The organism is Acinetobacter sp. YH1901134 (genome assembly GCF_013416965.1).
Classification (GTDB): domain Bacteria; phylum Pseudomonadota; class Gammaproteobacteria; order Pseudomonadales; family Moraxellaceae; genus Acinetobacter; species Acinetobacter amyesii.
The window spans coordinates 125,686-151,890 of record NZ_VPEW01000009.1; the positions used below are offsets into that span (position 1 = coordinate 125,686).

Sequence of the window (26,205 nt, forward strand, 5' to 3'; positions counted from 1 at the left end):
TTTTATTTCTCTATAAACTTATTAATAAATTAATCTGATCAGTTTTGGATTAGAAAATTGGCATGGTATAGGTCAAGTAGATACGGCTTTGTTCCTGCTTGGTTCCTGTACTTTTTTTGAATTTTCCGTATTGAGCGGTAAAACCTAAATTTTTGAATTTGCCTTCCGGCACTTTATAACGCAAGGTATAGTCAATTTCGGACTCAGTTGCACAACCACATTTACCAAAGTCACGTCCTTGTACTTTCAGGAACGATACATTTAAGCCTTTTAAGTATTGATTATTGAAGTCATATCGATAGCCATACCATGTGGACTTTTCGCCTGCATTAGTAAAGTTCTGCAACAAACGATTTGTTGGCAAATAAATGAACGTACCATCCGCACCATTATCTAAACTGCCCTGATTCATATGCAGAAAATCGCCATCATCACCAATTTTTTGCGCGCCAAATTGCAGCTGATGATTTTTAAATTTGTATTTGAAGTCTACACTGGCTGTCTGATTATCTACTTTGGCACCATAGCCTTTTTCACCACGCTCATTAGCTCCAGTCGCTTGAGTATCAAATAAACGTAAGTCCGTATTAAAACTCTGGTTTTCACTGAATGGAAATTTGTGTTTCACGCCGATAAATTGCTGTACATAAAAATCATCTAGCTCACCTGCATAGTACTGTAGCGTTAAATTTTTATTGGGCTTCCAGTCCGCACCGCCAAACATAAACCCATCACTGGTTTCGGTCGCGCCTTTAATAGAAAGCTTTGACGCATCTCGTGATGCACGTGGAATTGCTTTAGTGACGTAACCACCCGTTAAAGTCAATCCCTTTACATCTTTAGAAGTGACTTGACCACCTAAATAGGCAGATTCGAGCAAGCGAGCAAAGCTTCGACTTAAAATAGGTAAATTAGGGCGTAACTCCCCGACTTTTACATCAGTTTGCTGATAGCGCGCTTTTAAAGTGGGATATGCACGTGTCCAATAATTTGTTGGACTACCATCACCCTCTAAAGGAAACATCAACGAATTTTTGGCTTTATCTTTACTGCCGTCTAAACGTATACCTGCTGCCGCAGTAGCATCTAAACCAAAACCGACTTGACCTTCGGTAAAGCCAGATTGATAACTCAATTCAATACCTTGTCCCCAAACTGTCGAATCTTTATCGTTAGGCTCTTGATCTTGATCAAAATAATAATTTTTAAAATCTATTTCTGCTTTACTATCTTTAATAAATTCTGCTTGTGCTGCCTGCATTGTCAGCATGGGGGTGAAAACCATACAGCAGATGAGTGCCTTGTAATTCAACGTCTAACCTCTTTGGTCCTTGAGAAATACTGCAATAACCTAAAGACTCTGTATGACAATACACTTGCAATCCCATGACAATTACATGAAAAATAAAACAAATGTTTAATATAAATATTTGATAATATAAAAATTAGAGTTATTTTTTTAAGCACTTATATACGAAAAAAGTTGACCATTAAAAGAACTGCAAGCACTCCATTTTTTGACTGCTAAGCTCTAAGCCTGATTTTAAAGAAGATTGCTCAAGAACTTTTATAAAACCTTGTTTAGAATAAAATTGAGTAGCTCGTAAATTAGTTAATTCAACACGAAGTACAATTTTTGTATAACCTTGGTTTGCTGCATATTTTGTAGACTAGATATTAAAAGATCAGCAACACTGTTTCCTCGATAATTCTCATGTACCCACATTGCAACCACATTAAATTCATGCTGTTCATCAATAATACCTCCAGCCATGCCGACTGCTCTTATTCCGTCAAATGCCAATAGAAACTGACATGGTATTTTTTGCGCAGCTCTATCACGCCATTCAAACTCACTATGAGTTTTGGTTTTTTCATAAGTTGCTGTAAATGCATCGGTACTGTCTTGTAATGCTTCTAGCCGTAAATTTTTCAGTATCTCCCAATCTGATTCAACAGTTGGTCGAACAGTAACAGTGCCCATTTTTAATTTTACCTGTCATCTATTTGCTTCAAATCATAACGTTTAGAATTGAAGTCTTGTAAAAAATTTGAAAGCAACAAAGATCATCGATGATTATCACACACACTGACGCAAAGACTAAAAATTAGCTATTACTCATGATTAGATTTGAAGATTTGAAGATTTGAAGATTTGAAGATTTGAAGATTTGAAGATTTGAAGATTTGAAGATTTGAAGATTTGAAGATTTGAAGATTTGAAGATTTGAAGATTTGAAGAAGAATATTATTTTTATAAAATTTAAAGCAAAAAAAAGAAGATAAAGCTTTAGGCTTGATCTTCTTGTTGACCGTAGAACCAAGTTGCTGCGATAAACAGAGAAAAACCAATAACTGACAACACTGGAGTAACCATATATTTCACACTCTAACTTTGATGACGTCATTATGTAAAAGTTTTATGACAGTTATATGACAAATATGAAATATTCAAAAATAATAAATATTATTTAATTTCAAAATCTTAGAAACAAAAACAAATCTTCTCCTCTAGTTATGTGACAAATATTTCATGAAATATGACAGTGAAAACGTCATTTTCAGGCCATTTATGACAGCGAGACATGGCACTGTTAAACCCTATTAAACTTTCGGCCAAAGATTAAGCGAAATACCCACACAACTGTGTTTTTGTCTTATAATTTAGCCCGCTAGCTATCAGCCCGCTCAAGAGATATTTGTATGACAACTATTATCAAGCAAGATGACTTGATCACATCGGTAAAAGATGCGCTTCAGTTCATTTCTTACTATCACCCACAGGACTTCATCCAAGCGATGAGCCGTGCGTATGACCGTGAAGAAAACAAAGCCGCAAAAGACGCGATTGCACAAATTTTAATTAACTCTCGTATGTGTGCAGAAGGCCATCGTCCTATCTGTCAAGATACGGGTATTGTGAACGTATTTCTTGAAGTGGGCTTAGACGTTAAATTTGATTTAACCATGAGCCTAGACGATGCAATCAACGAAGGTGTACGTCAAGGTTATCTTGAAAACTCAAACATTCTTCGTGCATCAGTATTAGCTGATCCTGCTTTTGGTCGTAAAAATACCAAAGACAACACCCCTGCTGTAATTCACTACAAACTCGTTCCGGGTAATAAAGTTGATATTACTGTTGCTGCTAAAGGTGGTGGTTCAGAAAACAAATCTAAACTTGCAATGCTTAACCCTTCTGACTCTATCGTGGATTGGGTACTTAAAACTGTTCCAACAATGGGTGCAGGTTGGTGTCCTCCTGGTATGCTCGGTATCGGTATTGGTGGTACTGCTGAAAAAGCCATGATGCTTGCAAAAGAAGCATTGATGGAAGAAATCAACATGGACGAATTACTTCGTCGTGGCCCACAAAACCAAATCGAAGAACTTCGTATCGAAATCTTCGAAAAAGTAAATGCTTTAGGTATTGGTGCTCAAGGTCTTGGCGGTTTAACCACTGTTCTTGATATCAAAATCAAAGATTACCCATGTCACGCTGCGGGTAAACCAGTAGGTATGATTCCAAACTGTGCTGCAACTCGTCATGCGCATTTCCAATTAGACGGTTCAGGTGTAGCGCATATTCAAGCGCCTAGCCTTGAAGACTACCCTGCAGTGACTTGGGATTCATCAACGTCTAAACGTGTTGACTTAGATAACATCACTCAAGAAGAAATGAACTCTTGGCAACCAGGTGACACACTACTTCTTAACGGTACAATCTATACAGGTCGTGACGCTGCGCACAAACGTATGGTTGACATGTTAAACAAAGGTGAAGAACTTCCAGTTGACCTAAAAGGTAAATTTATTTACTACGTTGGCCCTGTTGATCCAGTCGGTGACGAAGTCGTTGGTCCTGCTGGCCCAACAACTGCAACACGTATGGATAAGTTCACACGTCAAGTGCTTGAAGCAACTGGCATGTTCGGTATGATTGGTAAAGCGGATCGTGGCCCTGCTGCTGTTGAAGCAATCAAAGACAACAAAGCAACTTACCTCATGGCTGTTGGTGGTGCTGCTTACTTAGTATCAAAAGCGATTCGTGAAGCTGAAGTGGTTGCTTTCGCTGACTTAGGTATGGAAGCGATCTACAAATTTGTTGTAAAAGACATGCCAGTATCTGTAGCTGTTGACGTAAATGGTACTTCTGTACACGCGACTGCACCAAAAATCTGGCAAGCAAAAATTGGTAAAATCCCAGTAGTTGATGCTGCTGCGAACTAATTTCGCCACATTCAAGATCTAAAAAAGCACCCCATCGGGTGCTTTTTTTAATGTCAATATTTAGGCTGTTTGTCGAATGACATTCGCTATTTAATGCTTTCACACACTCAAAAACATGAGCTAATTACATTACCAAGTTAATGGATTCCACAGTTTAAAAGGCTTGGTCAACTGCACATCTTCCGCAGGATCATAATGAGGTGCTTTCAACTTCTGCGCACTTTTCCGCACTTTTCCAGTGTTTTGATCTTCTGCCACAAAGTTAAAACTGTTGGATTTCAACTCTGTAAATGCGATTTCATTTCGACCAATTTTTTCAGGCATGAGCAGCAATGGCCCTGAAACCGTTCTTTTACTGGATAAATTCTCTTCATCATATTTAATGAAGTAAGTTTGACCTGCTTCAACATCAAAGTCTAAATATTTAGGTTTTTGAAAATGATTCACCCCCAAAGGGCGACTCGATGATAAGCGGTAATTCCCCGCCGGTAACTCCACCCAGTAATAATGATTATTCAATAAACTTGGAATACGCTCACTGTTCAGAAATAAGCTGCTGGCCACAATTTCTTGACGGTTCCATTTACTGTCTGGACGATATAAATACACGATCGCTGCTTGATCATGTTGAGCTTTCACTTCTTGAAAATGTCGGCCTTGTTTCTGATTGACCCAACCACCAATGGTAAACATACCCAATCGATATTGTTCAATATGGCCCGGTGTACTTTCAGGATCCACAGGCTTTAATGTCGAAGCCAATGATGTTTGCTCAACGGCTGATTTTCCATGACAACCCAGCAGCGCTACACTGCTTAAAAGTAGAATTGCAACTCCACGCATGATTATCCCTCACTGCGTCTTTTTTTATTTTTACACTTTTGTTTTCAGTTTTTTACATTCAGGCATCCACGCCATCCTGCTGAGATTAACATTCTGCTTTTATTTTTGGAAATAAAAAACGTGTGCAAATCTTGGATTTACACACGTTTCAGACGAATAGCGCTTAAGCAGATTTAGAGTTTACAACTTTTAAATCTGACTTCGGTGCAGCTTCTTCAGTTTTCTTTGGTTGACGTTCTGATTTAAATTCAGGTTCCGCTTCACCATTAATCACCGCTTCATTGACGACAACCGTACCCACATCTGAACGACTTGGTAGGTCATACATCGTTTCAAGCAATGAATTTTCTAAAATCGAACGTAGACCACGCGCACCCGTATTACGGTCAAGGGCTTTTTTAGCCACGGCACGCAATGCTGAGTCTTCAAATACAAGGTCAACATTTTCCATTTCAAATAAATATTGGTACTGACGTGTCAATGCATTTTTCGGTTCTGTCAGAATCTGCATCAATGCTTCTTCGTCGAGTTCTTCCAAGGTTGCAATGACTGGCAAACGACCAATAAATTCAGGAATCAGACCGAATTTAACCAAATCTGTCGCTTCAACTTGGCGGAATAAGTCAGATAATTTTTTAGTTTCATCTTTCTTACGCACTTCAGCCGTAAAGCCAATACCACCTTTTTCCTGACGCTGCTGTACGATTTTCTCTAAACCAGAGAATGCGCCACCACAGATAAACAGGATGTTTGAAGTATCAATTTGGATAAATTCTTGCTGCGGATGCTTACGACCACCTTGAGGCGGAATCGACGCAACCGTACCTTCGATCATTTTCAATAACGCTTGCTGAACACCCTCACCCGATACATCACGAGTGATTGATGGATTTTCAGACTTACGGGTAATTTTGTCGATTTCATCGATATAGATAATGCCCTTTTGCGCTTTTTCTACATCGTAATCGGATTTTTGAAGGAGTTTTTGAACAATGTTCTCAACGTCTTCACCCACATAACCTGCTTCAGTTAAAGTCGTTGCATCTGCCATCGCAAATGGCACATCTAAAAGACGCGCAAGTGTCTGAGCAAGCAGCGTTTTACCTGAACCTGTTGGTCCAACCAACATAATGTTACTTTTCGAAATCTCTACACCGTCTTCTGGTTTTTTACCACTAGTGCCAACTTTTAGGCGTTTATAATGGTTGTATACCGCAACAGAGAGGGTCTTTTTCGCAACATCTTGCCCAATCACATATTGGTCAAGCGCAGCACGGATTTCATGCGGTTTTGGTAAAGGACGAGTTGCCCAGTCATTTGATTCAACTTGCTGACTGGTCTGAACTAGGTCAAGACATACGTCCACACACTCATTACAGATGTACGCGTCCTCACCTGCAATCAGTTTCCCGACTTCAGACTGCGTTTTACCGCAAAATGAACAATGCTTTTGTCCTTGAGGATGTTCGGACATATTCACTCCAATAATTAATTCTTTAAAACTTATGGGCGTTTAGATAAAACTTCGTCCACAAGACCGTATTCTTTCGCAGCTTGCGCTGTCATAAAGTTGTCACGGTCAGTATCTCGAGCAACAGTTTCGTAGTCTTGACCACTATGCTCTGCCATTAAACGATTTAAACGTTCTTTGATGAATAGAATTTCACGTGCATGAATTTCAATGTCAGATGCCTGACCTCGGAAACCACCGAGTGGTTGGTGAATCATGACACGGGCATTTTCAAGACAGTAACGTTTGCCTTTAGCACCGGCGTTAAGCAGGAATGCACCCATTGATGCTGCTTGCCCCATGCAGTAAGTCACAACATCAGGTTTAATAAATTGCATGGTATCGTAAATCGCCATACCTGCAGTAACCGAACCGCCTGGTGAGTTGATATATAAATGAATATCTTTATCTGGGTTTTCTGCTTCTAAGAACAACATTTGGGCAACAATCAAATTTGCCATGTTGTCTTCAACTTCACCGGTTAAAAAAATCACACGTTCACGCAAAAGGCGTGAATAAATATCAAAAGAACGCTCGCCACGAGATGACTGTTCTACCACCATTGGCACTAGTGCGTTTTCAATTGTTGGAACATACATACGTTATTTATTCCTAAATTTTTCTGACTCAACCCATAATTCACAATATGAGGGATATTTGTCGAAATTGCAAAAGATTCCCAATTAAATAACAGATATTTTTTTCATAAGCATTGTGAAATCAGGACAACTTATTTGGGGGCAAATTTCGATAAAAAAAGGCGCTTAATGCGCCTTTTTTTGAAAGCTAGAAATTAGCCTTGTTGACGAGCTTGTTGCTCTTTCAATAAGTCTTCATAGCTCACAGTTGTATCAGTTACTTTAGCAGAAGCTAAGATGTGATCTACAACTTGGTCTTCTAGAATAACAGCTTCGATTTGAGCACGTTGCTGTTTATCGTTGTTGAAGTATTCAATTACTTCTTTAGGATCTTCGTAAGAAGAAGCCATGTCTTCGATGTAAGCATCAACACGTGCAGCATCAACTTCAATTTTAGCATCAGCTAATACTTTGCTGACTAATACGCCAAGTTTAACTGATTTTTCAGCTTGCTCTTTGAATAGGTCATCTGGAAGCATGCTTGAATCAAACGCTTTAGCGCCTTGAGCACCAAACTGTTGAGTGAATTGTTGGATCATTTGTTGACGTTGACGGTCAATTTCTTGAGCAACCATTGCTTCTGGAAGTTCTACTTCGTTTGCAGCTACAAGGGCATCAAAAGTTGCACCTTTCACTTGGTTACGAAGACCGTTTTTCACTTCACGTTCCATGTTTTTACGCACGTCAGCTTTCAGTTTTTCAACGCCTTCTTCTTCAGTTAGACCGAAGATTTTTAAGAATTCAGCATCAACTTCTGGAAGTTTTTGTTTTTCAACAAGCTTAACAGTGATTTTGAATTGAGCAGCTTTACCAGCAAGGTTTTCAGCTTGGTAGTCTTCAGGGAACGTTACATCGATAACTTTCTCTTCGCCTTTCTTCATACCAACGATACCGTCTTCGAAGCCAGGGATCATACGACCAGAACCAAGAACGAGTTTAAAGTCTTCAGCAGCGCCGCCTTCAAACTTCTCGCCATCAACAGTACCTTCAAAGTCGAAAGTTACTTGCATGTCTTTTTTAGCCATGCCTTTAGTTTCAACCCATGAAGCGCGTTGTTTTTGAAGATTTTCAATCATCTTCTCAACGTCTTTGTCGTCAACTGAAGTTGTTTTACGTTCAACTTCTAGACCTTCGAACTTAACTTCAACTTCTGGATAAACTTCTACAGTTGCTTCATAAACTAAAGCATCATCTTTCATTTCAGTTTTTTCAATGTTTGGCATACCAACAGCATTGATTTTTTCTTGTTGGATCGCTTCGAATACTGTGTCACGAATGATGTCGTTTACAACTTCTTGATAGATACCAGCACCGTATTCACGACGAACAACGTTTACAGGTACTTTACCTGGACGGAAGCCGTTGATCTTCACAGTTTTGGCAGTGCGTTTCAAGCGAGCTTCAAACTGCTCGTTAATACGGCTCGTCGGTACAGATACATTTAAACGACGGGCAACGCCCGAAACCGCTTCAGAAGTTACTTGCATGGCTTCCTCGATAATTTGTTAGTTAAAACAGTTTTAAAAAAAAGTGCCACATTATATGACAACAATTAAAGATATACAAAAATGGATTATAACACTATAAATTCAGGCATGGATGCCCTTCTTATTTTTAGAATTTTTCAGCTTTTTTCGAAGAAATATTGATTATTTTTTAATTCACCATTGAAAATGAGAAACTTTCTCACTATTATTCTTAATGATATTTTTTTTAATTTATTTTCATATATTTATCTTGTCCATATTTGGTATTCTTTTATGAGTAAATTTAATCTCAACCCTCTTTCCGCTGCTTTATTTGGGGCAATTGTAACTACTACGAGTTTCGCACATGCTGAAACGACTGAATCTCAAGCTCAACAGATGGAAACCATTGTTGTTTCTGCAGCGGGCTTTGAACAAAAGATCAAGAATGCTCCTGCTTCAATCAGTGTTGTTACAAAAGCAGACATAGAAAAGAAAAATGCTTCTAGCATTGCAGATTTACTAGCTGACATTCCGGGCATTGATATTCGTGACGGTATTGGTAAAACATCCGGCTTAAACGTAAAAATGCGTGGTCTAGGTAATGACTATAGTTTGGTTTTAATTGATGGACGTCGCCAAACAACATCTTCTGACGTAACTCCAAATGGTTTCGGTGAATCATCAAATGGTTACTTACCACCCCTTGCTGCAATTGAGCGTATTGAGGTCATTCGTGGTCCTATGGCTACTCGCTATGGCTCAGAAGCAATGGGTGGTGTAATCAACATTATTACTAAAAAAGTGTCTGATACATGGACTGGTAATGTTACTGTGAGTGGTAATCTCATGGAACATAATGGGGAAGCCGACTCAGCAAAAACCAGTTTTGTTTTAAATGGCCCTCTTATAAGCGAACGATTAGGGATGCAGCTACGCGGTTCTTATTTGGACCGTCAAAAATCTGAACGTATTCCAGGTACATCTGGCCGTGACCCACGCCCAAGTGAAGCAGATAATTTTGATTTTGGTGGTAAATTATCCTTTAACTTAGATGATAAAAATAGTTTCTGGTTAGATGGCTTCCATTCAAGTCAAAACTATAAAAATGATGATAATCGACTGGGCACTCAAGACACACCGAGCCGTGCTAATGGTTATAAAGACGAACTAGAATTTAACCGTGATCAAATTTCTGCTGGACATGAGGGTAACTATGATTTTGGTAAATGGTCATCTTACGTAAGCCATACAACTACTGAAACCGTAGGCCGTACTATTCCACGAAACACATTCCCATTAAATGCATTTGCAGGTACAGATCGTACATTAGAAAACACTGACTTTGTTGCTGATACACATATCGTCATGCCTATTGCAGATCATAAAATCACAGTAGGTGCCGAATATAAAGAAGCAGAAATTGCTGACGATATTGCGGGCGTGGGTTCAAAATTCAAAAAAGACTCATTATCTTTCTACGCTGAAGATGAATGGCGCCTTTTAGATTCAGTTGCTTTAACTTTAGGTGGACGTTATGAAGATCATTCAGGTTTTGGTGGTCACTTCAGCCCACGAGCATATTTAGTTTGGAATACTAATGAAAATCTAACACTGAAAGGTGGTGTAAGTACGGGTTACAAAGCACCTTCTGCAAAAGCATTACACAATGGCGTGATTAGTGTTAGTGGTCAAGGTGCAACTTTTGGTGTCGGCTCTCCTAATCTTAAACCTGAAGAATCCACCAACTATGAATTAGGCTTTAATTATAACAAAGGTAGCTTTGACTTAACCACAACGGCATTCTTTAATAAAATTGAAGATCTGATAACTGATGGAGCTGACCTTTGGAACTGTTACTCTGAAACAAATCCAAACCAAGCAGGTTGTGTCAGCTATGGTTCCCATATTACTCAAGATAGTTTTTCACAAAGTATTAATGCCAATGAAGCAGAAACTAAGGGCGTTGAAGTTAGCTTGAAATACAGCATTATCCCTGAATGGGATATTAAAGCTGCATATACCTATATGGAAAGTGAGATCACAAAAGGTGAAAATAAAGGCTCGTACCTAAATAACGTACCCAAAAATGCTTTTAATATGACATCTACTTGGCATATTAATCCTTCACTCGATGTTTGGTTACAGCATGAGTATAAATCTGATCGTAAACGTTATAGTACAGTCCAAACTGCTGGTGATGCTGGCATCATTTATGCTGCAACTGGCAATAAGTTGAAGGGGTATAATTTATTTAACCTCGGTACAAGTTATAGCCTTAACGACAATATTCGTATTAATGGTTCTGTAAATAACTTATTAGATAAAGACTTCACAAGCAATGGAACTTATATCAATAGCCAAGGTGTAGAGACATCTTACTATGACTACATGACTATAGGTTCTTCAATGGCTGGAACTTACTTAGCTGGTCGTAACTACTGGTTATCCATTTCTTATGATTTCTAACTTTTAGTACTTATAAAAGACAAAACTAAAAAACCTGCTTCGGCAGGTTTTTTTGCATTAACAATTACGATTTATGCTTATTCAATTCACAATCATAGCTTTATTTATAATCTCAATTAAATATAAAAAAACAATATATTTTATCAATATTAAATAAAAACATAGCCTTAATTAATACTTGTTATATCATTACATTAAATACTACTATCACAATATGATTATTTATCGTGATTTACAATTACATAAAGATGTAAGAACAAATAAGAATCATTATTATTCGCATACAAATTCACTATTCCAAATCGGGTTCGAAATGGCCTTCATTAAAACACGTAAGAAAATTGTTTCATCAGCAATTGCTTCTTCTCTTTCTGTTATTGCCGTTAATGCAATCGCACAAGAGCAAGTTACTCAACTTCCAACGATTAACCAAGAAGTTGCTGCTGAAAAAGCACCAAGCTTAAAAGTTGATAAATCTGCGAATGCTAAATTTGTTGCTCCACTTCTTGATACACCAAAATCAGTATCAGTGATTTCTAAGCAACTGATTGAAGACACGCAAGTCACAACTTTAAGTGATGCTTTACGTACAGTACCTGGAATTACCCTCGGTGCTGGTGAAGGTGGTAACCCAAATGGTGACCGTCCATTTATTCGTGGTTATAACTCTGAAAGCTCAATGTATGTTGACGGTGTACGTAACTCAACTTCTCAAAACCGTGAGATGTTTGCTGTAGAGCAAGTAGAAGTTACCAAAGGTTCAGCTTCTGCTATGGGTGGTGCAGGTACTTCTGGCGGCAGTATCAACATGATTTCGAAAGTTGCGAAAAAAGGTGACTTTTTAGAAGGTTCAGTTGCTGGTGGAACAGATGCTTATGCACGTGTGACGCTTGATGGCAACAAAGATTTTGGCAATGGGATTGCTGCACGTGTTGCCGTTATGGGCCACATGAATGAGAAAGCTGGTCAAGCTGATGGTGCTGAATACAAACGTGCTGGTATTGCCCCTAGTATTACTTTCGGCTTAGACACACCTACTCGTGCAACTGTTGGCTATTACTATCTAAAATCGGATGATACACCTGATTCTGGTGTGCCATATAACAATCCATTTGGCGCACCTAAAACTGGTGAAATGGACTACCGCCCATTAAACGGTAACGGTAAACCGATTGATGTCAAACAAGGCATTTACTACGGTTGGAAAGATCGTGATTTCCAAAAACAAGAAAATCATATTGGTACAATTAAGTTAGAACATGACTTAACTGACAACTTGACATTGACTAATACTGCTGTTTATAGCAAATCAAAAAATGACTATCTATGGACAAACCCAGACGACTCAAAAGGTAACTTTTTTGATAAAGCAACAGGCCAAGTAACAGGCAATGTATGGGCACGTGCAAACTCACGAGTTGCGGATACAGATGGCTTTACTGATCAACTGGCTTTAACTGGTAAATTTGACACAGGCTTTTTAAAACATCGTTTTAATTTGGGCGCAGAATATTCAGCTCAAGAAACAGATCGTACCCAGTATATTATTGACGGCAAAAACTCGACAGGCTCTGCACATCAATCTTGTCCGGCAGATTCGATCGCAAATGGTTGGTGTACATCAGTGCAAAACCCTGACCGTGGTAATTGGACAGGCTCTTTAAGTACTGCTGGCGCAGATCTTTATAATATCGAAACTAAAAATACTTCAGTATATTTCCTTGATAGCATTGAATTACACCCACAATGGATCTTAGATTTGGGTGTACGTTGGGATGATTACTCAACAGAGCAAACGATGACTTATGGTGCGCTCAACAGCAATGTGACCTCAAATCCTGCTAAAGCTCAAGCTGGCGATAAAGTATCAATCAAAAATGAAAAAGACTTTATTAACTGGCAAGCAGGTTTAACATTTAAACCAACTGAAAATAGCAGTATCTATGCAAGCTATGCGACATCCTCAAATCCAGTCGGTGTTGATGGTGGTGATGGGTCAGAAGGTATTACTGCAGCAATCGAAAACCTTAAACCCGAAGAGGTTAAAACTTACGAGTTAGGAACGAAATGGGATGTATTAAACGACCGTTTAAACTTAACTGCTGCAATTTTCCGTACAGAAAAAACCAATACACGTGCAACAACAACAGAGGGTACTACAAGCAACATTGGTGAAACACGTGTTGATGGTATCGAACTTGGTGTTACTGGTAATGTAACTGATAAGTGGGCTGTAATGGCAGGTTATACCTACTTAGACAGCGAATTAGTTGACGGTGGTTTCACCAAAGTCGGTGACGACTATGTTGTAAATCCAAGCAATGGTAACCAAGTTCAAAACGTTGCGAAAAACTCAGCAACACTTTGGACAACTTACCAAGTCCTTCCACAGTTCACAATTGGTGGTGGCGCTACCTACATGGATAAAGTATTTGGTAATGCTACCAATACAAAATGGGTTCCAAGCTACGTACGCTACGATGCTATGGCGCGTTATACCGTTAACAAAAATGTGGATTTACAGTTGAATGTAAACAACCTTTCTGACAAACGCTACTTCACTAAAGCGTATGCCTCACACTATGCAACTGAAGCAGAAGGCCGCAGTGCAGTTCTATCTGTTAACTTTAAATACTAAGAAGAAATAAATACCATAAATAATTTATGGTATTGACTCAAATAGCCTCGCTTCGAGGCTATTTTTGTATATGATCAAAACATTAATATTACAGTTCCAAAGGGTTAGGCCGTGATTCACCATATCCCAAATGTATTGAGTAAAGAACAGGTCAACTACTTCCGCACAGAAATGCAAAAAGTAGAATGGATTAATGGTCAAAAAACTACGGGCTCACTGTCTAAAAATGTAAAAAACAACCAACAGCTAGATATAGACCATCCATTAACACAGCATTTAGGTGACATTATTCTGCATGAATTGTCACAACACGCGCTTTTTACATCTGCGGCTCTCCCCCTCAATATTTTGCCGCCCTATTTTAACCGCTATGAAAATGGTGAAACGTTTGGTTTCCATGTCGACAATGCCATTCGCTGGATGCCTGACAGCAATCAAAAAATTCGTACCGATTTGTCCTGCACGATTTTTCTAAGTGAACCCGAAGAATATGAGGGTGGTGAACTTGTGGTAGAAGACACCTATGGCTACCACGAAGTGAAATTGCCTGCCGGAGATTTGATTTTGTATCCATCTACCAGTGTGCATGAAGTTACTCCTGTGACTGCAGGCTGTCGTATTGCATCATTTTTTTGGTTGCAAAGTATGATCCGTGAAGATGCTGAGCGTCACATGTTATTTAATCTCGATCAAAGCATTCAAAATTTGCGTATGCAATTGGGTGATGCACATAGTGAAGTCGTCAAGTTGACTAGTCTGTATCACAACCTTATCCGCAAATGGGCCGAAATTTAAAGCTTAAGGTCAATAGACATGGACAAACTGACAATGACTGATCACAACATTTTAGCGCCACTCACTCAGATTCCAGCTCATTTGCAAACCATTGCAGATTATGAAGTCGAGGCTGAAAAACACCTTTCCAACATGGTGTGGCAGTACTTGCAAGGCGGCTCGATGGATGAACACAGTGTCCGTGGCAATTTGTCTCAGTTTGAACAGATACAACTGCTACCACGTATGCTGAAAGATCTAACCCAAGGTCATACCCAAATCGAAATCTTAGGGCAACGTTTCCCACATCCTATTTTTGTAGCCCCGATAGGTCATCAACAACAATTTCATCCTGATGCTGAAGCTGCAACAGCCCTCGCTGCCGAAGTCCTTGGCAGCAATATGATCCTCAGTACGTTTACCAATACAGATATGCGTAAGTTAAAGCAGAACAATCCGTACAAATGGTTCCAATTGTATTGGCAAGGTGAGCGCGAAAAGTCATTATCACTGGTCAAGATGGCAGAAGAACATGCCTATAAAGCGATTGTGGTGACTGTTGATTCCCCGCATACAGGGATTCGTGACCGTGAACGTCGAGTGTTTTTTCATTTGCCTGAAGTCATGCAGCATCCGCATACCCCTGCACATATCCCATTGCCTGAGCTCAACGATGGCGACCATCCCGTATTTAACGGTCTGATGAAAATCGCACCAACATGGGCGGATATCCTTTGGCTCAGTCAAAACACCTCATTACCGATTATTTTAAAAGGCATTGTCAATCCACATGATGCTGAACTTGCCCTGCAACACGGTGTGCAAGGCATTATTGTGTCGAATCATGGAGGGCGCGTACTGGATAGTTGCATTTCCCCTCTCACCGCTTTAGAACTGATTAAAAAAGTTGTGCCTACGGATTTTCCAGTTTTATATGATGGTGGTATTCGTCGAGGTTCAGATGTGTTTAAAGCGATAGCCTTGGGTGCGTCTGCCGTATTAGTCGGCCGTCCCTGCATTTATGGTTTAGCGACTGCGGGCGCTTTAGGCGTTGCCCATGTACTCAAAATACTGAAAGAAGAATTTGAGATTACGATGGCATTGATGGGAACAGCCACCGTCGATGAGATTAATAAAGATTATATTTTTCAAAAAAGCTAATTTTATAGAAAAATATTTTCCAGTAATGGCATCTTGACGCAAAAATAGGAAATTATTCCCGGAATATATGGACTAATATTTAGTTATACATTTACGAGCTTACGGTAAAGCTAAGTCATGTGAATCTTTACGGATTTATTTCGACTTTCGACTAAAGACTCCGAAATTAAACTTGTAAATTGCTAGAATAGACACAATCTATATAAGTAGTACCTTGCCGTTTATCCACGACATTTATCCACGGTGCTATAAGGAGTTTTCACATGATGTTGGCAGATCCAAGCAAAAAATACCGTCGCATGTACCAACGTGTAGACTTACCAGACCGTCAATGGCCAAATAACGAAATCAATAAAGCGCCGATCTGGATGAGTACCGACCTTCGTGACGGTAACCAAGCGATCTTCGAGCCAATGAACATTGAACAAAAGTTCAAAATGTTCCAAATGCTTGTGAAAATTGGTTTCAAACACATTGAAATCGGCTTCCCTTCTGCATCACAAATCGACTTTGATTTCACGCGTTTGTTGATCGAAGGCGGTCATATTCCCGATGATGTGTACATCGAAGTTTTGGTTCAAGCACGTGATCATTTGATTCAACGTACATTTGAATCATTACAAGGTGCAAAACGTGCCATCGTGCATATCTACAACTCAAACTCGCCAACATTCCGCAATAAAGTGTTGAATGTTGATGTTGCTGGTGCAAAACAATTAGCGATTAATGCCGCAACGAAAGTCAAAGAATACGCTGCAAAACAGCCTGAAACTGAATTTGTATTCCAATACAGTCCAGAGTGTTTTACTGCAACAGAATTAGAAGTTGCTAAAGATGTCTGTGATGCGGTCACTGAAATTTGGGAAGCATCTCCAGAGAACAAAGTGATTTTAAACTTGCCTGCAACGGTTGAAGTTTCAGGTCCGAACGTCTATGCCGACCAAGTGGAATGGATGCACCGTAACATTCAACGCCGTGACGGTGTGATTATTTCTGTGCACTGTCATAACGACCGTGGCTGTGGTATTGCCGCTTCAGAGTTGGCGATTATGGCTGGTGCTGACCGCGTCGAAGGTTGTGTGTTTGGTAACGGTGAACGTACAGGTAACGTGGACGTTGCAGCGATTGCATTGAACATGTATACCCAAGGTGTTGCGCCAAACTTAGATTTCTCAAACATCAACGAAATCATTTCAATCATTGAAGAATGCACAGGCTTGCCGGTACACCCTCGTCATCCGTATGCTGGTGATTTGGTCTTCACCGCGTTCTCTGGCTCACACCAAGATGCCATTAAAAAAGGTTTCGAGTTCCAAAAGAACGAAGAAATGTGGGATATGCCTTATTTGCCAATCGACCCGAAAGACTTGGGCCGCGACTATGATGCCGTGATTCGTGTCAACTCACAGTCTGGTAAAGGCGGTATTGCGTACTTGTTAGAATCAAATTACAACGTGGTGTTGCCTCGTCGTATTCAAATTGAGTTCTCGCAAATCGTACAGCAAAAAACAGATGAAGACGGTACTGAGATTTCTGCACAAGCGATCTGGTCATTGTTTAAAGACACGTATGTGGCGGCCAAAGATACACATTATGCGGCGAAAAACTACCGCTTACATGATGAAAATGGCAAGCAAGTCATTGAACTCGATATCGAAGTGAACGGTGAGATCCAGCAATTACGTGGTGAAGGCAACGGCCCAATTTCTGCTATCTTAAATGCATTGCAGTTGCCGATTGATGTCTTGAACTATGAAGAACGTAGTATCAGTTCTGGTGCGCATGCCAAAGCATTAGCTTTAATTGAACTTCAAGTGAAAGGTACAGGTAAGTCTGCATTCGGCGCAGGTGTACATGACAACATCGTGACTGCATCCATCGAAGCGATTATTGCCAGCACTAACCGTTTAATTGAACAAGGTGTTTTAAGTACTGAACAAGTGATTGCTGCTGCAGTCTAATTCAATGCTATAAATATCAAATAGCAATAAAATGACTTTAGAAGGATACCCTCAAGTGGTATCCTTTTATTATTCATACTAAAGATTTAAGGCGAATTATTCCTGTGTCTTTTCCAGCTGACTCAGTGGGCTTAGTTACCCCACAAAAGTTTATTTTTGAAGAGCCGTTAGAGCTCGAATGCGATCGCATACTCCCACGTTTTGAGCTCATGGTTGAAACTTATGGCGAACTGAATGCAGACAAATCTAATGCAATTTTGATTTGTCATGCTCTGTCAGGCCATCACCATGCAGCAGGTTATCATCATGAAGATGACCGTAAACCGGGTTGGTGGGACGCATGTATTGGACCAGGCAAAGCCATTGATACGTCAAAATTCTTTGTCGTAGCATTAAATAATATTGGCGGCTGTAGCGGTTCTACTGGACCGACCTCTCCAAATCCTGAAAATGACAATCGCCCTTATGGTCCTGATTTCCCATTAGTGACTGTCCGTGACTGGGTCAAAACCCAAGCCATGTTGTCTGATCGTTTAGAAATTCAGCAGTGGTATGCGGTGATTGGCGGCTCTTTAGGCGGTATGCAAGCTCTACAATGGTCTGTGGACTATCCAGATCGTTTACAAAAGTGCGTGATTATTGCCAGTACACCAAAACTGTCTGCGCAAAACATTGCCTTTAACGAAGTGGCGCGTCAGTCGATTTTGTCTGACCCTGATTTCCATGATGGTCGCTATTTAGAAAATGATAGTTATCCTAAGCGAGGTTTGATCTTGGCCCGTATGGTGGGTCATATCACTTACCTCTCTGAAGAAGCCATGAAACAAAAATTTGGCCGTGACTTAAAGTCAGGTAAATTTATGTATGGCTTTGACGTCGAATTCCAAGTCGAAAGTTATTTGCGTTATCAAGGTGAGCAATTTAGCCGTAACTTTGATGCCAATACCTATTTGATCATGACCAAGGCTTTAGATTATTTCGATCCATCACGTGAATATGAGCAATCATTAAAAACCGCGATGTCTAAAACCAAGTGTCAATTTTTAGTTGTTTCGTTTACAACGGACTGGCGTTTTGCCCCTGCTCGTTCGCAAGAAATTGTAGATGCATTAATTAGCAATCATAAGCCTGTGAGCTATGTGGATATTGATGCTGAACAAGGCCATGACTCTTTCTTGTTCCCGATTCCGTTATATGTGAAAAGCTTACGTGCATTCCTAGGCGGTGTAAAACACCTGCAAGAAACACCGAAGGAGACCAACTAATGCGTATTGATCATCAACTGGCTGAACGTTGGATTAAACCAGATTCAAGCGTACTCGATTTAGGGTGTGGTGACGGTGAACTGCTTGCACATATGAGCAAAAAGCACAATATTCGTGCATATGGCTTAGAAATTGATCAAGAAAAGATTGCAATTGCAGTCAGTCGCGGGTTAAATATCATCCAACAGGACTTGAACTTAGGTTTAAGTCGCTTTGCCGACCAGTCTTTTGACTATGTGGTTATGGCACAAGCCTTGCAAGCTGTAGATGCGCCAGACGTTCTCTTAAGAGACATGGTGCGTGTGGGGAAACAGGCTATTATTACCTTTCCAAACTTTGCACATTGGAAGACTCGTTCTTTCCTTGCATTAAAAGGAATGATGCCCGTTTCAGACGCGTTACCCTATATGTGGTATAACACGCCCAATATTCATTTATGTACTTTCCGTGATTTTGAAGCGCTGTGTGCTGAAAATAACATCCGGATTATTAACCGACTTGCCGTGAATGGGGATCAACAAGACAGTTTACTCAGTAAACGTCTCCCAAATCTATTTGGTGAAGTCGCAATTTATCGAGTGAGCGCTCTATGAAAAAATTATTATTAAGCACGACGCTACTGATTGGACTTTTTAGCATACAAGCCCATGCGGATTATGTTGCTCCATCATCTTCAGTTTCTAGCCAAGCTGCTCAATATTCAATTATGGATATTCACAGCTTAAGTAAAGCTGCTAAAGCAGGTCAGCCCGGTGCTCAGTTTTACTTAGGCACTAAATATCAACAAGGTAAAGACGTTGCCAAAGATGAACGTCAAGCTTTTGCATGGTATAAGGCTGCTGCTGATCAAGGTTTATCTGCAGCACAGCTTAATGTAGGTCGTATGCTCGCTGATGGCATTGGGACTAAAAAAGATGAAGCGCTTGCTCGTCAATATTTCGAAAAAGCAGCCAGCCGTGGTGATAACCGCGCAAGCTTTAACTTAGCCATGATGGAAGAGCAAAAGAAAAACTACATGGGTGCATACCAATGGTATGAGCTTTCTACCCGTGATGGCATGCTCGACAACAAAGTGATTAGCTTGTCTGAAGGTAAGAAAACGGCATTGGCAGCCAACTTAAGCCAAGACCAAATTCGTCAAGCACGTGACCGTGCAGACAAATGGATTCAAGCACAATAAGTTTTTGAATCTTAAAAAGCACCTTCGGGTGCTTTTTTATTGCCTGTCAACCACAGCATCTTGTTAAAATAGCCTCAAATCTTGTTTTATGGTGAATATTCACATGGCTTCAACTGATTGGTTATCTCAAGGCACTTTGGTGCTTGCAAGTAATAACAAAGGCAAAATTGCAGAATTTGAAAAAATGTTTGCCGAGCTTAATCTTCCTGTTGAAGTGATTCCACAAGGTCAGTTGAACATTGAAGATGCCATCGAAGACGGTCTAAGCTTTGTTGAAAATGCCATTATCAAAGCGCGTCACGCATCGAAAATTTCAGGCAAGCCAGCCATTGCAGATGATTCTGGCATTTGCGTTCCTGTACTCGGTGGCGCACCGGGGATTTACTCTGCGCGCTATGCAGGTGAACATGGCAATGATGCCGCTAACAATGCCAAGTTGCTTGCTGACCTCAAACCACTCCGTAAAGAGGGTGAAGCCATCGAAGGGATGTTTGTATGTGTCTTGGCTTTGGTCCAACATGCAGAAGACCCACTCCCACAAATTTTCCAAGGGATTTGGCGCGGTGAAGTGATGGAAGCAGCACGTGGTGAAAATGGCTTTGGCTATGACCCACTGTTTTGGCTGCCTGAACTAAACGTTTCTAGCGCTGAATTATCAAAAGAAGAAAAAAATAAAATCAGCCATCGTGGTCAGGCGATGAAATTATTTAAAGCAAGTTTGAAATAATTTGAATTGGAGTTAATCTTAATGCCAAAGATTAACTCCAATCCCTGAATAAAAATAGAATAATTATGGCACTTCAACCGATACAGATCATATGCAACGCTTGCCATCACACTTCAACTGAAATCCCAACACGCTCATTTCTTGGTTTTCAAAAACTAAGCTGCCCTCATTGCCATGCGCAACTAACCTACCCGCTCACCTCAGGCTTTCGTACCACTTACGTTATTTTTGCAGTGTTGATCGTACTGTCGATCATGCTTAATCTGTCGCAAGGTCAGGTTGGATTTCCAGGCCTGATAGGTATCGCGATGATATATGCCCTCGTGCGTGATTGGCAGATTCGCAAACAGCTCAAGTAGTCACCCTTTGCGGGCATCTATAATTCACTTTTCATTTTAAAGCGAAAAAAGATGCAAAATTAACCCATAAAAACTGACGACGATGCAGCTCATAATCGTGCCTGAAGCAATATAACGTGCCGAAGTGCCTGTTCCTTGATAATGCGTTTCTAAAGCCACAATATTGGCTGCAGGGGGTAAGCAGAACAGCATGAACATCACCCCAATATATTTCTCGATCTGGGGAATCGGAAGAAAGGCATAACTCAAACTACAGATCACCGCGCCAACGGTGAGTTTCATCGCATAAATACGACTACTGTTCATCAGATCACGCCACTGTACCTTAGTTTGGCGCAGCCACATGCCTAAGACGCACATCCCTGTGAAACTCATTCCAATTTTTGCAGCCTGATACAGCCAATCTAAGAGCTGATGTTCTTCTAAATGCTGTAATCCAACTATTCGACAGACACCTGCAATCATCAAGGCAAATACAGGCGGTGACATCGCCACTTTTTGAATCACGCTCGACCATGGGAGTTGGGCCGAACTGACGGCTGTCACGGCCCACATATTGCCAAAGATAGAGCCACCGACATACAGAGCCACCATCGCTGCACTAATTTCAGGGCCAAACAGTGCTAATGCAAAAGGAAAACCCAGCCAAGCTAAGTTCAAATAACTGACACACAAGGCACGTAAACTATCTTTTAACAGCCAGCGAAATAAATAAAACATCAGCACGGCAACACTAAAGCTAAAAAGCATGAGTGCTAAACTTCCTGCTTGATAGAACACCATGTTGTAGATGATCACGGCTGGAATAAAACAGCGTGCAAGTAAGCTAGAGAAAATCGATTTGAGCGATGATGTTCCTGATAATGATGCCAATCCGAGGCCACTTAAAAAACCCAATATCGGAAGAAGAAACGCCACTACACCACCCTCACTGCTCAATCCATGCATAGTAACACTGAACATAAGCTTCGCGGCTGTCTTTAAACTGCAACATCTTGGTCACTTCACTGTCATCTACAACTGCTGAAATGTTGTGCAGACCAACAAGAGGATAACAAGATGGCTGGACTATCGATTTGGCATGTACTGATTTTTGCAATTGTGGTGATTTTACTCTTTGGTACCTCTAAGCTAAAAAACTTGGGCAAAGATGTCGGCGGCGCGGTCAAAGATTTCAAAAAATCGATGCGTGATGAAGACGCAGCAAATACACAGCTTAATGAGCCCCGCACGCTAGAGCATGAAGCTCAAAATAAAACCAATTCCTCAGTTCAAAGCTAAGGAGTTGTCATAATGCTTAATATTGGTATTAGCGAATTACTGGTGTTCAGCATTATTGCGCTGATCGTACTCGGCCCGGAAAAACTGCCTGAAGGTATCCGCTTTGCAGGCAAATGGTACGGGAAAGTTAAACGACTGATCAGTAACGTGCAAACAGATATTGACCGTGAACTTCGCATGTCCGAACTTCGTGAAGAAATGCAAAAAGAAATGCAACGTATTCAACAGCTCGAAGCGCGTATGCAGGCGCAGATGAATGAATTGCAACAAACGCAACATCCCATAGAACAGACTGCGCAAAAACAACAAGAAGCAGTCCTACCTGACAATAAAAATTTATCCCCACGTTATCAATACATCGAACGTGGTCAGAGCACGATCTTTGCCATGGTTACACCCCAAATGAAAATAAAGCACGAAATTAAAACAGATCAATCTGCTGCATTAAGCTCGACCGAAGCATTAGCAGAATATCAGGTGGCCGTATGACAGATCTTTCACTGAATAATTCACAGAACACTGTGCCTGATTTGGAAGAAATGCCGATCACCAAACATTTGGTGATTTTGCGTCGGCATTTGATCAAAATTACAGGGCTCATTTTGATTCTGTTCTTTTGTTTATTGCCCTTTGCCAATCAAAGCTATCAATTGATGTCAGAGCCTCTGCGTGCGCAGTTGCCGATGACCTCATCCATGATCGCAACGGATGTGACCGCCACCTTTATGGCGCCGTTCAAGTTGAATTTCTTTGTCGCGCTTATGCTCGCGATGCCTTTCGTGATTTATCAACTTTGGGCCTTCATCAAACCTGCACTGTATGAAAAAGAGCGGCATTTGGCGATGCCCTTATTATTCGGCAGTATCGTCCTCTTCTATGTCGGAATTGCATTTGCCTATTGGGTTGCTCTGCCCTCCATCCTACATTTTTTTATGAGTGTTTCCCCTGAAACAGTCGCCCCGATGACGGATATCAATAGTTATTTAAGTTTCTGCTTAAAGCTTTTTTTGGTGTTTGGGCTGACCTTTGAAATTCCCATCATCACGCTAATTTTGATTTTGATCGGGGCGGTGTCTACTCAAACCTTGGTGGAGAAGCGTCGTTTTATTATCGTCGGCTGTTTTTTTGTCGCCATGTTTGCCACGCCACCCGATGCGCTTTCGATGATCATGCTGGCCATTCCCATGTGGATGCTCTTTGAGCTGGGTTTGTTCTTTGGCAAGCTGATTGAAAAACGACGTACATCTGCAACTTAAACAAACTGATGTTTCGACAATTTTGGTGAGTTTTACACCTAAGAGGCTGAGATAGCCTCTTTTTTTATGCGCCCATTTAATGTTTTGCAATTTACATGCAGCGAAATCTAAACGCCTATTTCATCAGTTTGCAACATTAGCTTCAAAGCATTGTCATATTTTATCGATAGTTTTATGTGATCAACTTTTACCCAGCACACCTTTGCCAGGATTTAAATTCATGACAAACATGCCATATAACGAAGATCAAGAACTTGATAACAACACTTCGGATAACCTTCATTTTCGTGACATTTTAGAACAACGCATCAGCCGTCGTAGCTTGATTACCAAGACTGCGAGTGGTGCAGTCGCACTTGCATTGGCATCTTCATTAACGGGGTGTAATGATGACAATGACTCAGGTTCAAATAGCAATACCAAACCACCAGTTACCGATCCAAATCAAAAACCGACCAAATTCAATTTCACACCAGTGAAAAAGAATTTAGACGATATCGTGACCGTTCCTGAAGGCTATCAAGCGCATGTGCTATATGCGATGGGTGACTCGATTAACCCTGCATACCCAGCATGGGATGATAACAATGTTCCTTCTGGCCCGAGCTTCCAATTCCGCTCTGGTGACTGCCATGACGGTATGAGCTTCTTTGGTTTAAATATCACCTCTGGACATTATGATGCCAAACAGTCTGACCAAGGTTTGTTGGTGATGAACCATGAATACATCAATCCAACCTTCTTACACCCACAAGGCCCAACCAAAGTAGATGGCCGTCGCCCTGAAGATGAAGTTATCCGTGAAGTCAATGCACACGGTGTTTCTGTGATTCAAATTGAAAAAGACAGCAAGACTCAAGCCGTTAAACTGGTACAAAACTCTCCATTTAACCGTCGTATTACCGCATCGACCGTAATGGACTTTAAAGGCCCTGTTGCAGGCTCAAGCTTAGTCAGTACGAAGTTTTCAGCCAATGGTCAACAAACCCGTGGTACACACAACAACTGTGGTAATGGTTATACCCCTTGGGGCACTTACCTGACGACAGAAGAAAACTTCATTGGTTACTTCGCTCGTGCGAAAGCAGATGATGCCAAACGTAGTCCTGCTGAAATTGTGGCACTCAACCGTTATGGCCTAAAAGCGGGTGCAAACTCACGCTATGGTTGGGAAACGGCGATTGGAAGTAATGAGTCACAAGATTTATATGACCGTTGGTCAGCGAATGTTACCGGTACTCAGGCAGCAGAAGATTATCGTAATGGTCCAAACACCTTTGGTTGGATTGTCGAAATCGACCCATTTGACCGTCGTGAAAACCCCGTAAAACGTACAGCACTGGGTCGCTTTGCACATGAAGACTGCCGTGCAAGTCGCTTACGTGAAGATGACAACCTTGCGTTTTACATGGGCGATGACTCGCGCGGTGAATACATCTATAAATTTGTATCAGACCAAAAATGGAATAAAAAAGATGTCAACGGTGGCTATGCCGCGGGCGACAAATACATGAACAACGGTAAGTTATACGTCGCCAAATTTAACAATGACGGCAAAGGTCAATGGATTGAATTGAGCTATAACGTCAATGGTTTAAACCAAAGCAACAGCGTGTATCCGTTTAGCTCACAAGCAGATGTTCTGACCTTCGCACGTCTTGCCGCAGATGCTGTCGGTGCTACCAAAATGGACCGCCCTGAATGGGTCGCTGTGCATCCAGACAATGGTGAAGTCTATGTGACCCTCACCAATAACTCGAACCGTGGTACGACGCATGCACTAGATGCTGCCAACCCACGTAACTACACCGACCCTGAAGGTGGTAAAGGCAACGTCAACGGTCATATTATCCGTTTCCGTGAAGACGGTGATACAACCACAGCGCTCAGCTTTACTTGGGATATTTACCTGTTTGGTGCTGAAGCAAAAATGGCGAGCAACATTAACTTATCTGGTCTAAATGACAATAATGACTTGTCATCACCTGATGGGATGTGGTTCGACCCACGTGGTGTGTTATGGATTCAAACCGATGACGGTGCTTATACCGATACCACCAACTGTATGATGCTTGCTGCACTTCCAGGTCAAGTCGGTGATGGCACAAAAGCCACGACATCATCGGGTCAAGAAACCATTGTGGGTGCAAAACTGAATGATGAAAACTTACGTCGCTTCCTGACTGGACCTAAAGAATGTGAAATCACAGGTGTGACGATGACACCTGACTACAAAGCGATTTTTATCAATGTGCAACATCCCGGTGAAGATTCAGCATCCTATGCTGAGCCGACCAGCCACTGGCCTGCATCACAAACCAATGCAGCAGCGACTTCACGTCCTCGCTCAGCGACCGTAGTCATCACCCGTAAAGATGGTGGGGTGATTGCTGGCGAAGCGGTAGAACAAGCTCAGCTAACGCAAAAAACCGCATAAGACACCTCTA

21 protein-coding genes are annotated in these 26,205 nt (G+C 41.0%); 14 read left to right on the top strand and 7 right to left on the bottom strand.

The window, feature by feature from the left end:
- Nucleotides 1–49 precede the first annotated feature (49 nt).
- Both FTV50_RS11050 and FTV50_RS11055 read right to left on the bottom strand, forming a co-directional pair.
- The gene (locus tag FTV50_RS11050; protein WP_180024437.1) at nucleotides 50–1,270 is read right to left on the bottom strand and encodes an OprD family outer membrane porin; all 1,221 of its coding nucleotides are present in this window, start codon (nucleotides 1,268–1,270) and stop codon (nucleotides 50–52) included.
- Between the two features lie 342 nt (nucleotides 1,271–1,612).
- Nucleotides 1,613–1,984, bottom strand: a complete 372-nt coding sequence (locus FTV50_RS11055) for a GNAT family N-acetyltransferase (RefSeq protein WP_257223909.1) — start codon at nucleotides 1,982–1,984, stop codon at nucleotides 1,613–1,615.
- Nucleotides 1,985–2,703: 719 nt separating this feature from the next.
- On the opposite strand from FTV50_RS11055, the gene FTV50_RS11060 reads away from it, so the two are divergent.
- Nucleotides 2,704–4,230, top strand: a complete 1,527-nt coding sequence (locus tag FTV50_RS11060; RefSeq protein WP_078189659.1) for a fumarate hydratase — start codon at nucleotides 2,704–2,706, stop codon at nucleotides 4,228–4,230.
- A 129-nt stretch (nucleotides 4,231–4,359) separates the two neighbouring features.
- Here FTV50_RS11060 and FTV50_RS11065 read toward each other — a convergent pair whose 3' ends face one another.
- The 4 genes from FTV50_RS11065 to tig all read right to left on the bottom strand — a co-directional run bounded on the left by FTV50_RS11065 (nucleotide 4,360) and on the right by tig (nucleotide 8,708).
- A complete protein-coding gene (locus tag FTV50_RS11065) occupies nucleotides 4,360–5,073 on the bottom strand; it encodes a DUF2846 domain-containing protein (protein WP_180007185.1) in 714 nt (237 codons plus the stop codon).
- A 163-nt stretch (nucleotides 5,074–5,236) separates the two neighbouring features.
- A complete protein-coding gene (gene clpX, locus FTV50_RS11070) occupies nucleotides 5,237–6,547 on the bottom strand; it encodes an ATP-dependent protease ATP-binding subunit ClpX (RefSeq protein WP_180024438.1) in 1,311 nt (436 codons plus the stop codon).
- A gap of 29 nt (nucleotides 6,548–6,576) precedes the next feature.
- Nucleotides 6,577–7,182, bottom strand: a complete 606-nt coding sequence (gene clpP, locus FTV50_RS11075) for an ATP-dependent Clp endopeptidase proteolytic subunit ClpP (protein WP_078192707.1) — start codon at nucleotides 7,180–7,182, stop codon at nucleotides 6,577–6,579.
- Nucleotides 7,183–7,376: 194 nt separating this feature from the next.
- Nucleotides 7,377–8,708, bottom strand: a complete 1,332-nt coding sequence (gene tig, locus FTV50_RS11080) for a trigger factor (RefSeq protein WP_078192708.1) — start codon at nucleotides 8,706–8,708, stop codon at nucleotides 7,377–7,379.
- 273 nt (nucleotides 8,709–8,981) lie between these two features.
- Between tig and FTV50_RS11085 the strand changes: the two genes are divergently transcribed.
- From FTV50_RS11085 to rdgB, 9 genes are all read left to right on the top strand, one after another.
- Nucleotides 8,982–11,156, top strand: a complete 2,175-nt coding sequence (locus FTV50_RS11085; protein WP_180024439.1) for a TonB-dependent receptor domain-containing protein — start codon at nucleotides 8,982–8,984, stop codon at nucleotides 11,154–11,156.
- Between the two features lie 313 nt (nucleotides 11,157–11,469).
- Nucleotides 11,470–13,794, top strand: coding sequence for a TonB-dependent siderophore receptor (locus tag FTV50_RS11090; RefSeq protein ID WP_180024440.1), 2,325 nt, complete (start codon nucleotides 11,470–11,472; stop codon nucleotides 13,792–13,794).
- A gap of 111 nt (nucleotides 13,795–13,905) precedes the next feature.
- Nucleotides 13,906–14,589, top strand: coding sequence for a Fe2+-dependent dioxygenase (locus FTV50_RS11095; protein WP_078192711.1), 684 nt, complete (start codon nucleotides 13,906–13,908; stop codon nucleotides 14,587–14,589).
- Between the two features lie 33 nt (nucleotides 14,590–14,622).
- Nucleotides 14,623–15,729, top strand: coding sequence for an alpha-hydroxy acid oxidase (locus FTV50_RS11100; protein ID WP_180024465.1), 1,107 nt, complete (start codon nucleotides 14,623–14,625; stop codon nucleotides 15,727–15,729).
- Between the two features lie 263 nt (nucleotides 15,730–15,992).
- Nucleotides 15,993–17,690, top strand: coding sequence for a 2-isopropylmalate synthase (gene leuA / locus FTV50_RS11105; protein WP_078192712.1), 1,698 nt, complete (start codon nucleotides 15,993–15,995; stop codon nucleotides 17,688–17,690).
- A 104-nt stretch (nucleotides 17,691–17,794) separates the two neighbouring features.
- Nucleotides 17,795–18,955, top strand: a complete 1,161-nt coding sequence (locus tag FTV50_RS11110) for a homoserine O-acetyltransferase (RefSeq protein ID WP_078192713.1) — start codon at nucleotides 17,795–17,797, stop codon at nucleotides 18,953–18,955.
- Entirely contained in the window at nucleotides 18,955–19,548 is a 594-nt protein-coding gene (gene metW, locus FTV50_RS11115) for a methionine biosynthesis protein MetW (RefSeq protein ID WP_067763682.1), read from the top strand. Before FTV50_RS11110 ends, metW begins: the two co-directional genes overlap by 1 nt.
- On the top strand, nucleotides 19,545–20,135 hold the full coding sequence (locus FTV50_RS11120; protein ID WP_078189669.1) for a tetratricopeptide repeat protein: 591 nt from the start codon (nucleotides 19,545–19,547) through the stop codon (nucleotides 20,133–20,135). Before metW ends, FTV50_RS11120 begins: the two co-directional genes overlap by 4 nt.
- A gap of 103 nt (nucleotides 20,136–20,238) precedes the next feature.
- Nucleotides 20,239–20,862, top strand: a complete 624-nt coding sequence (rdgB, locus tag FTV50_RS11125; protein WP_078192870.1) for an RdgB/HAM1 family non-canonical purine NTP pyrophosphatase — start codon at nucleotides 20,239–20,241, stop codon at nucleotides 20,860–20,862.
- Between the two features lie 395 nt (nucleotides 20,863–21,257).
- Here rdgB and FTV50_RS11130 read toward each other — a convergent pair whose 3' ends face one another.
- Nucleotides 21,258–22,139, bottom strand: coding sequence for a permease (locus tag FTV50_RS11130; RefSeq protein WP_180024466.1), 882 nt, complete (start codon nucleotides 22,137–22,139; stop codon nucleotides 21,258–21,260).
- A 141-nt stretch (nucleotides 22,140–22,280) separates the two neighbouring features.
- Between FTV50_RS11130 and tatA the strand changes: the two genes are divergently transcribed.
- The 4 genes from tatA to FTV50_RS11150 all read left to right on the top strand — a co-directional run bounded on the left by tatA (nucleotide 22,281) and on the right by FTV50_RS11150 (nucleotide 26,195).
- Nucleotides 22,281–22,502 (top strand): Sec-independent protein translocase subunit TatA, encoded by a 222-nt coding sequence (gene tatA, locus FTV50_RS11135; protein ID WP_078189673.1) that lies wholly within the window; start codon nucleotides 22,281–22,283, stop codon nucleotides 22,500–22,502.
- Nucleotides 22,503–22,514: 12 nt separating this feature from the next.
- Nucleotides 22,515–22,991 (top strand): Sec-independent protein translocase protein TatB, encoded by a 477-nt coding sequence (gene tatB / locus FTV50_RS16810; protein WP_180024441.1) that lies wholly within the window; start codon nucleotides 22,515–22,517, stop codon nucleotides 22,989–22,991.
- On the top strand, nucleotides 22,988–23,758 hold the full coding sequence (gene tatC / locus FTV50_RS11145) for a twin-arginine translocase subunit TatC (RefSeq protein ID WP_180024442.1): 771 nt from the start codon (nucleotides 22,988–22,990) through the stop codon (nucleotides 23,756–23,758). Before tatB ends, tatC begins: the two co-directional genes overlap by 4 nt.
- A gap of 220 nt (nucleotides 23,759–23,978) precedes the next feature.
- Nucleotides 23,979–26,195 (top strand): PhoX family phosphatase, encoded by a 2,217-nt coding sequence (locus FTV50_RS11150; protein ID WP_180024443.1) that lies wholly within the window; start codon nucleotides 23,979–23,981, stop codon nucleotides 26,193–26,195.
- The last annotated feature ends 10 nt before the right edge of the window (nucleotides 26,196–26,205 follow it).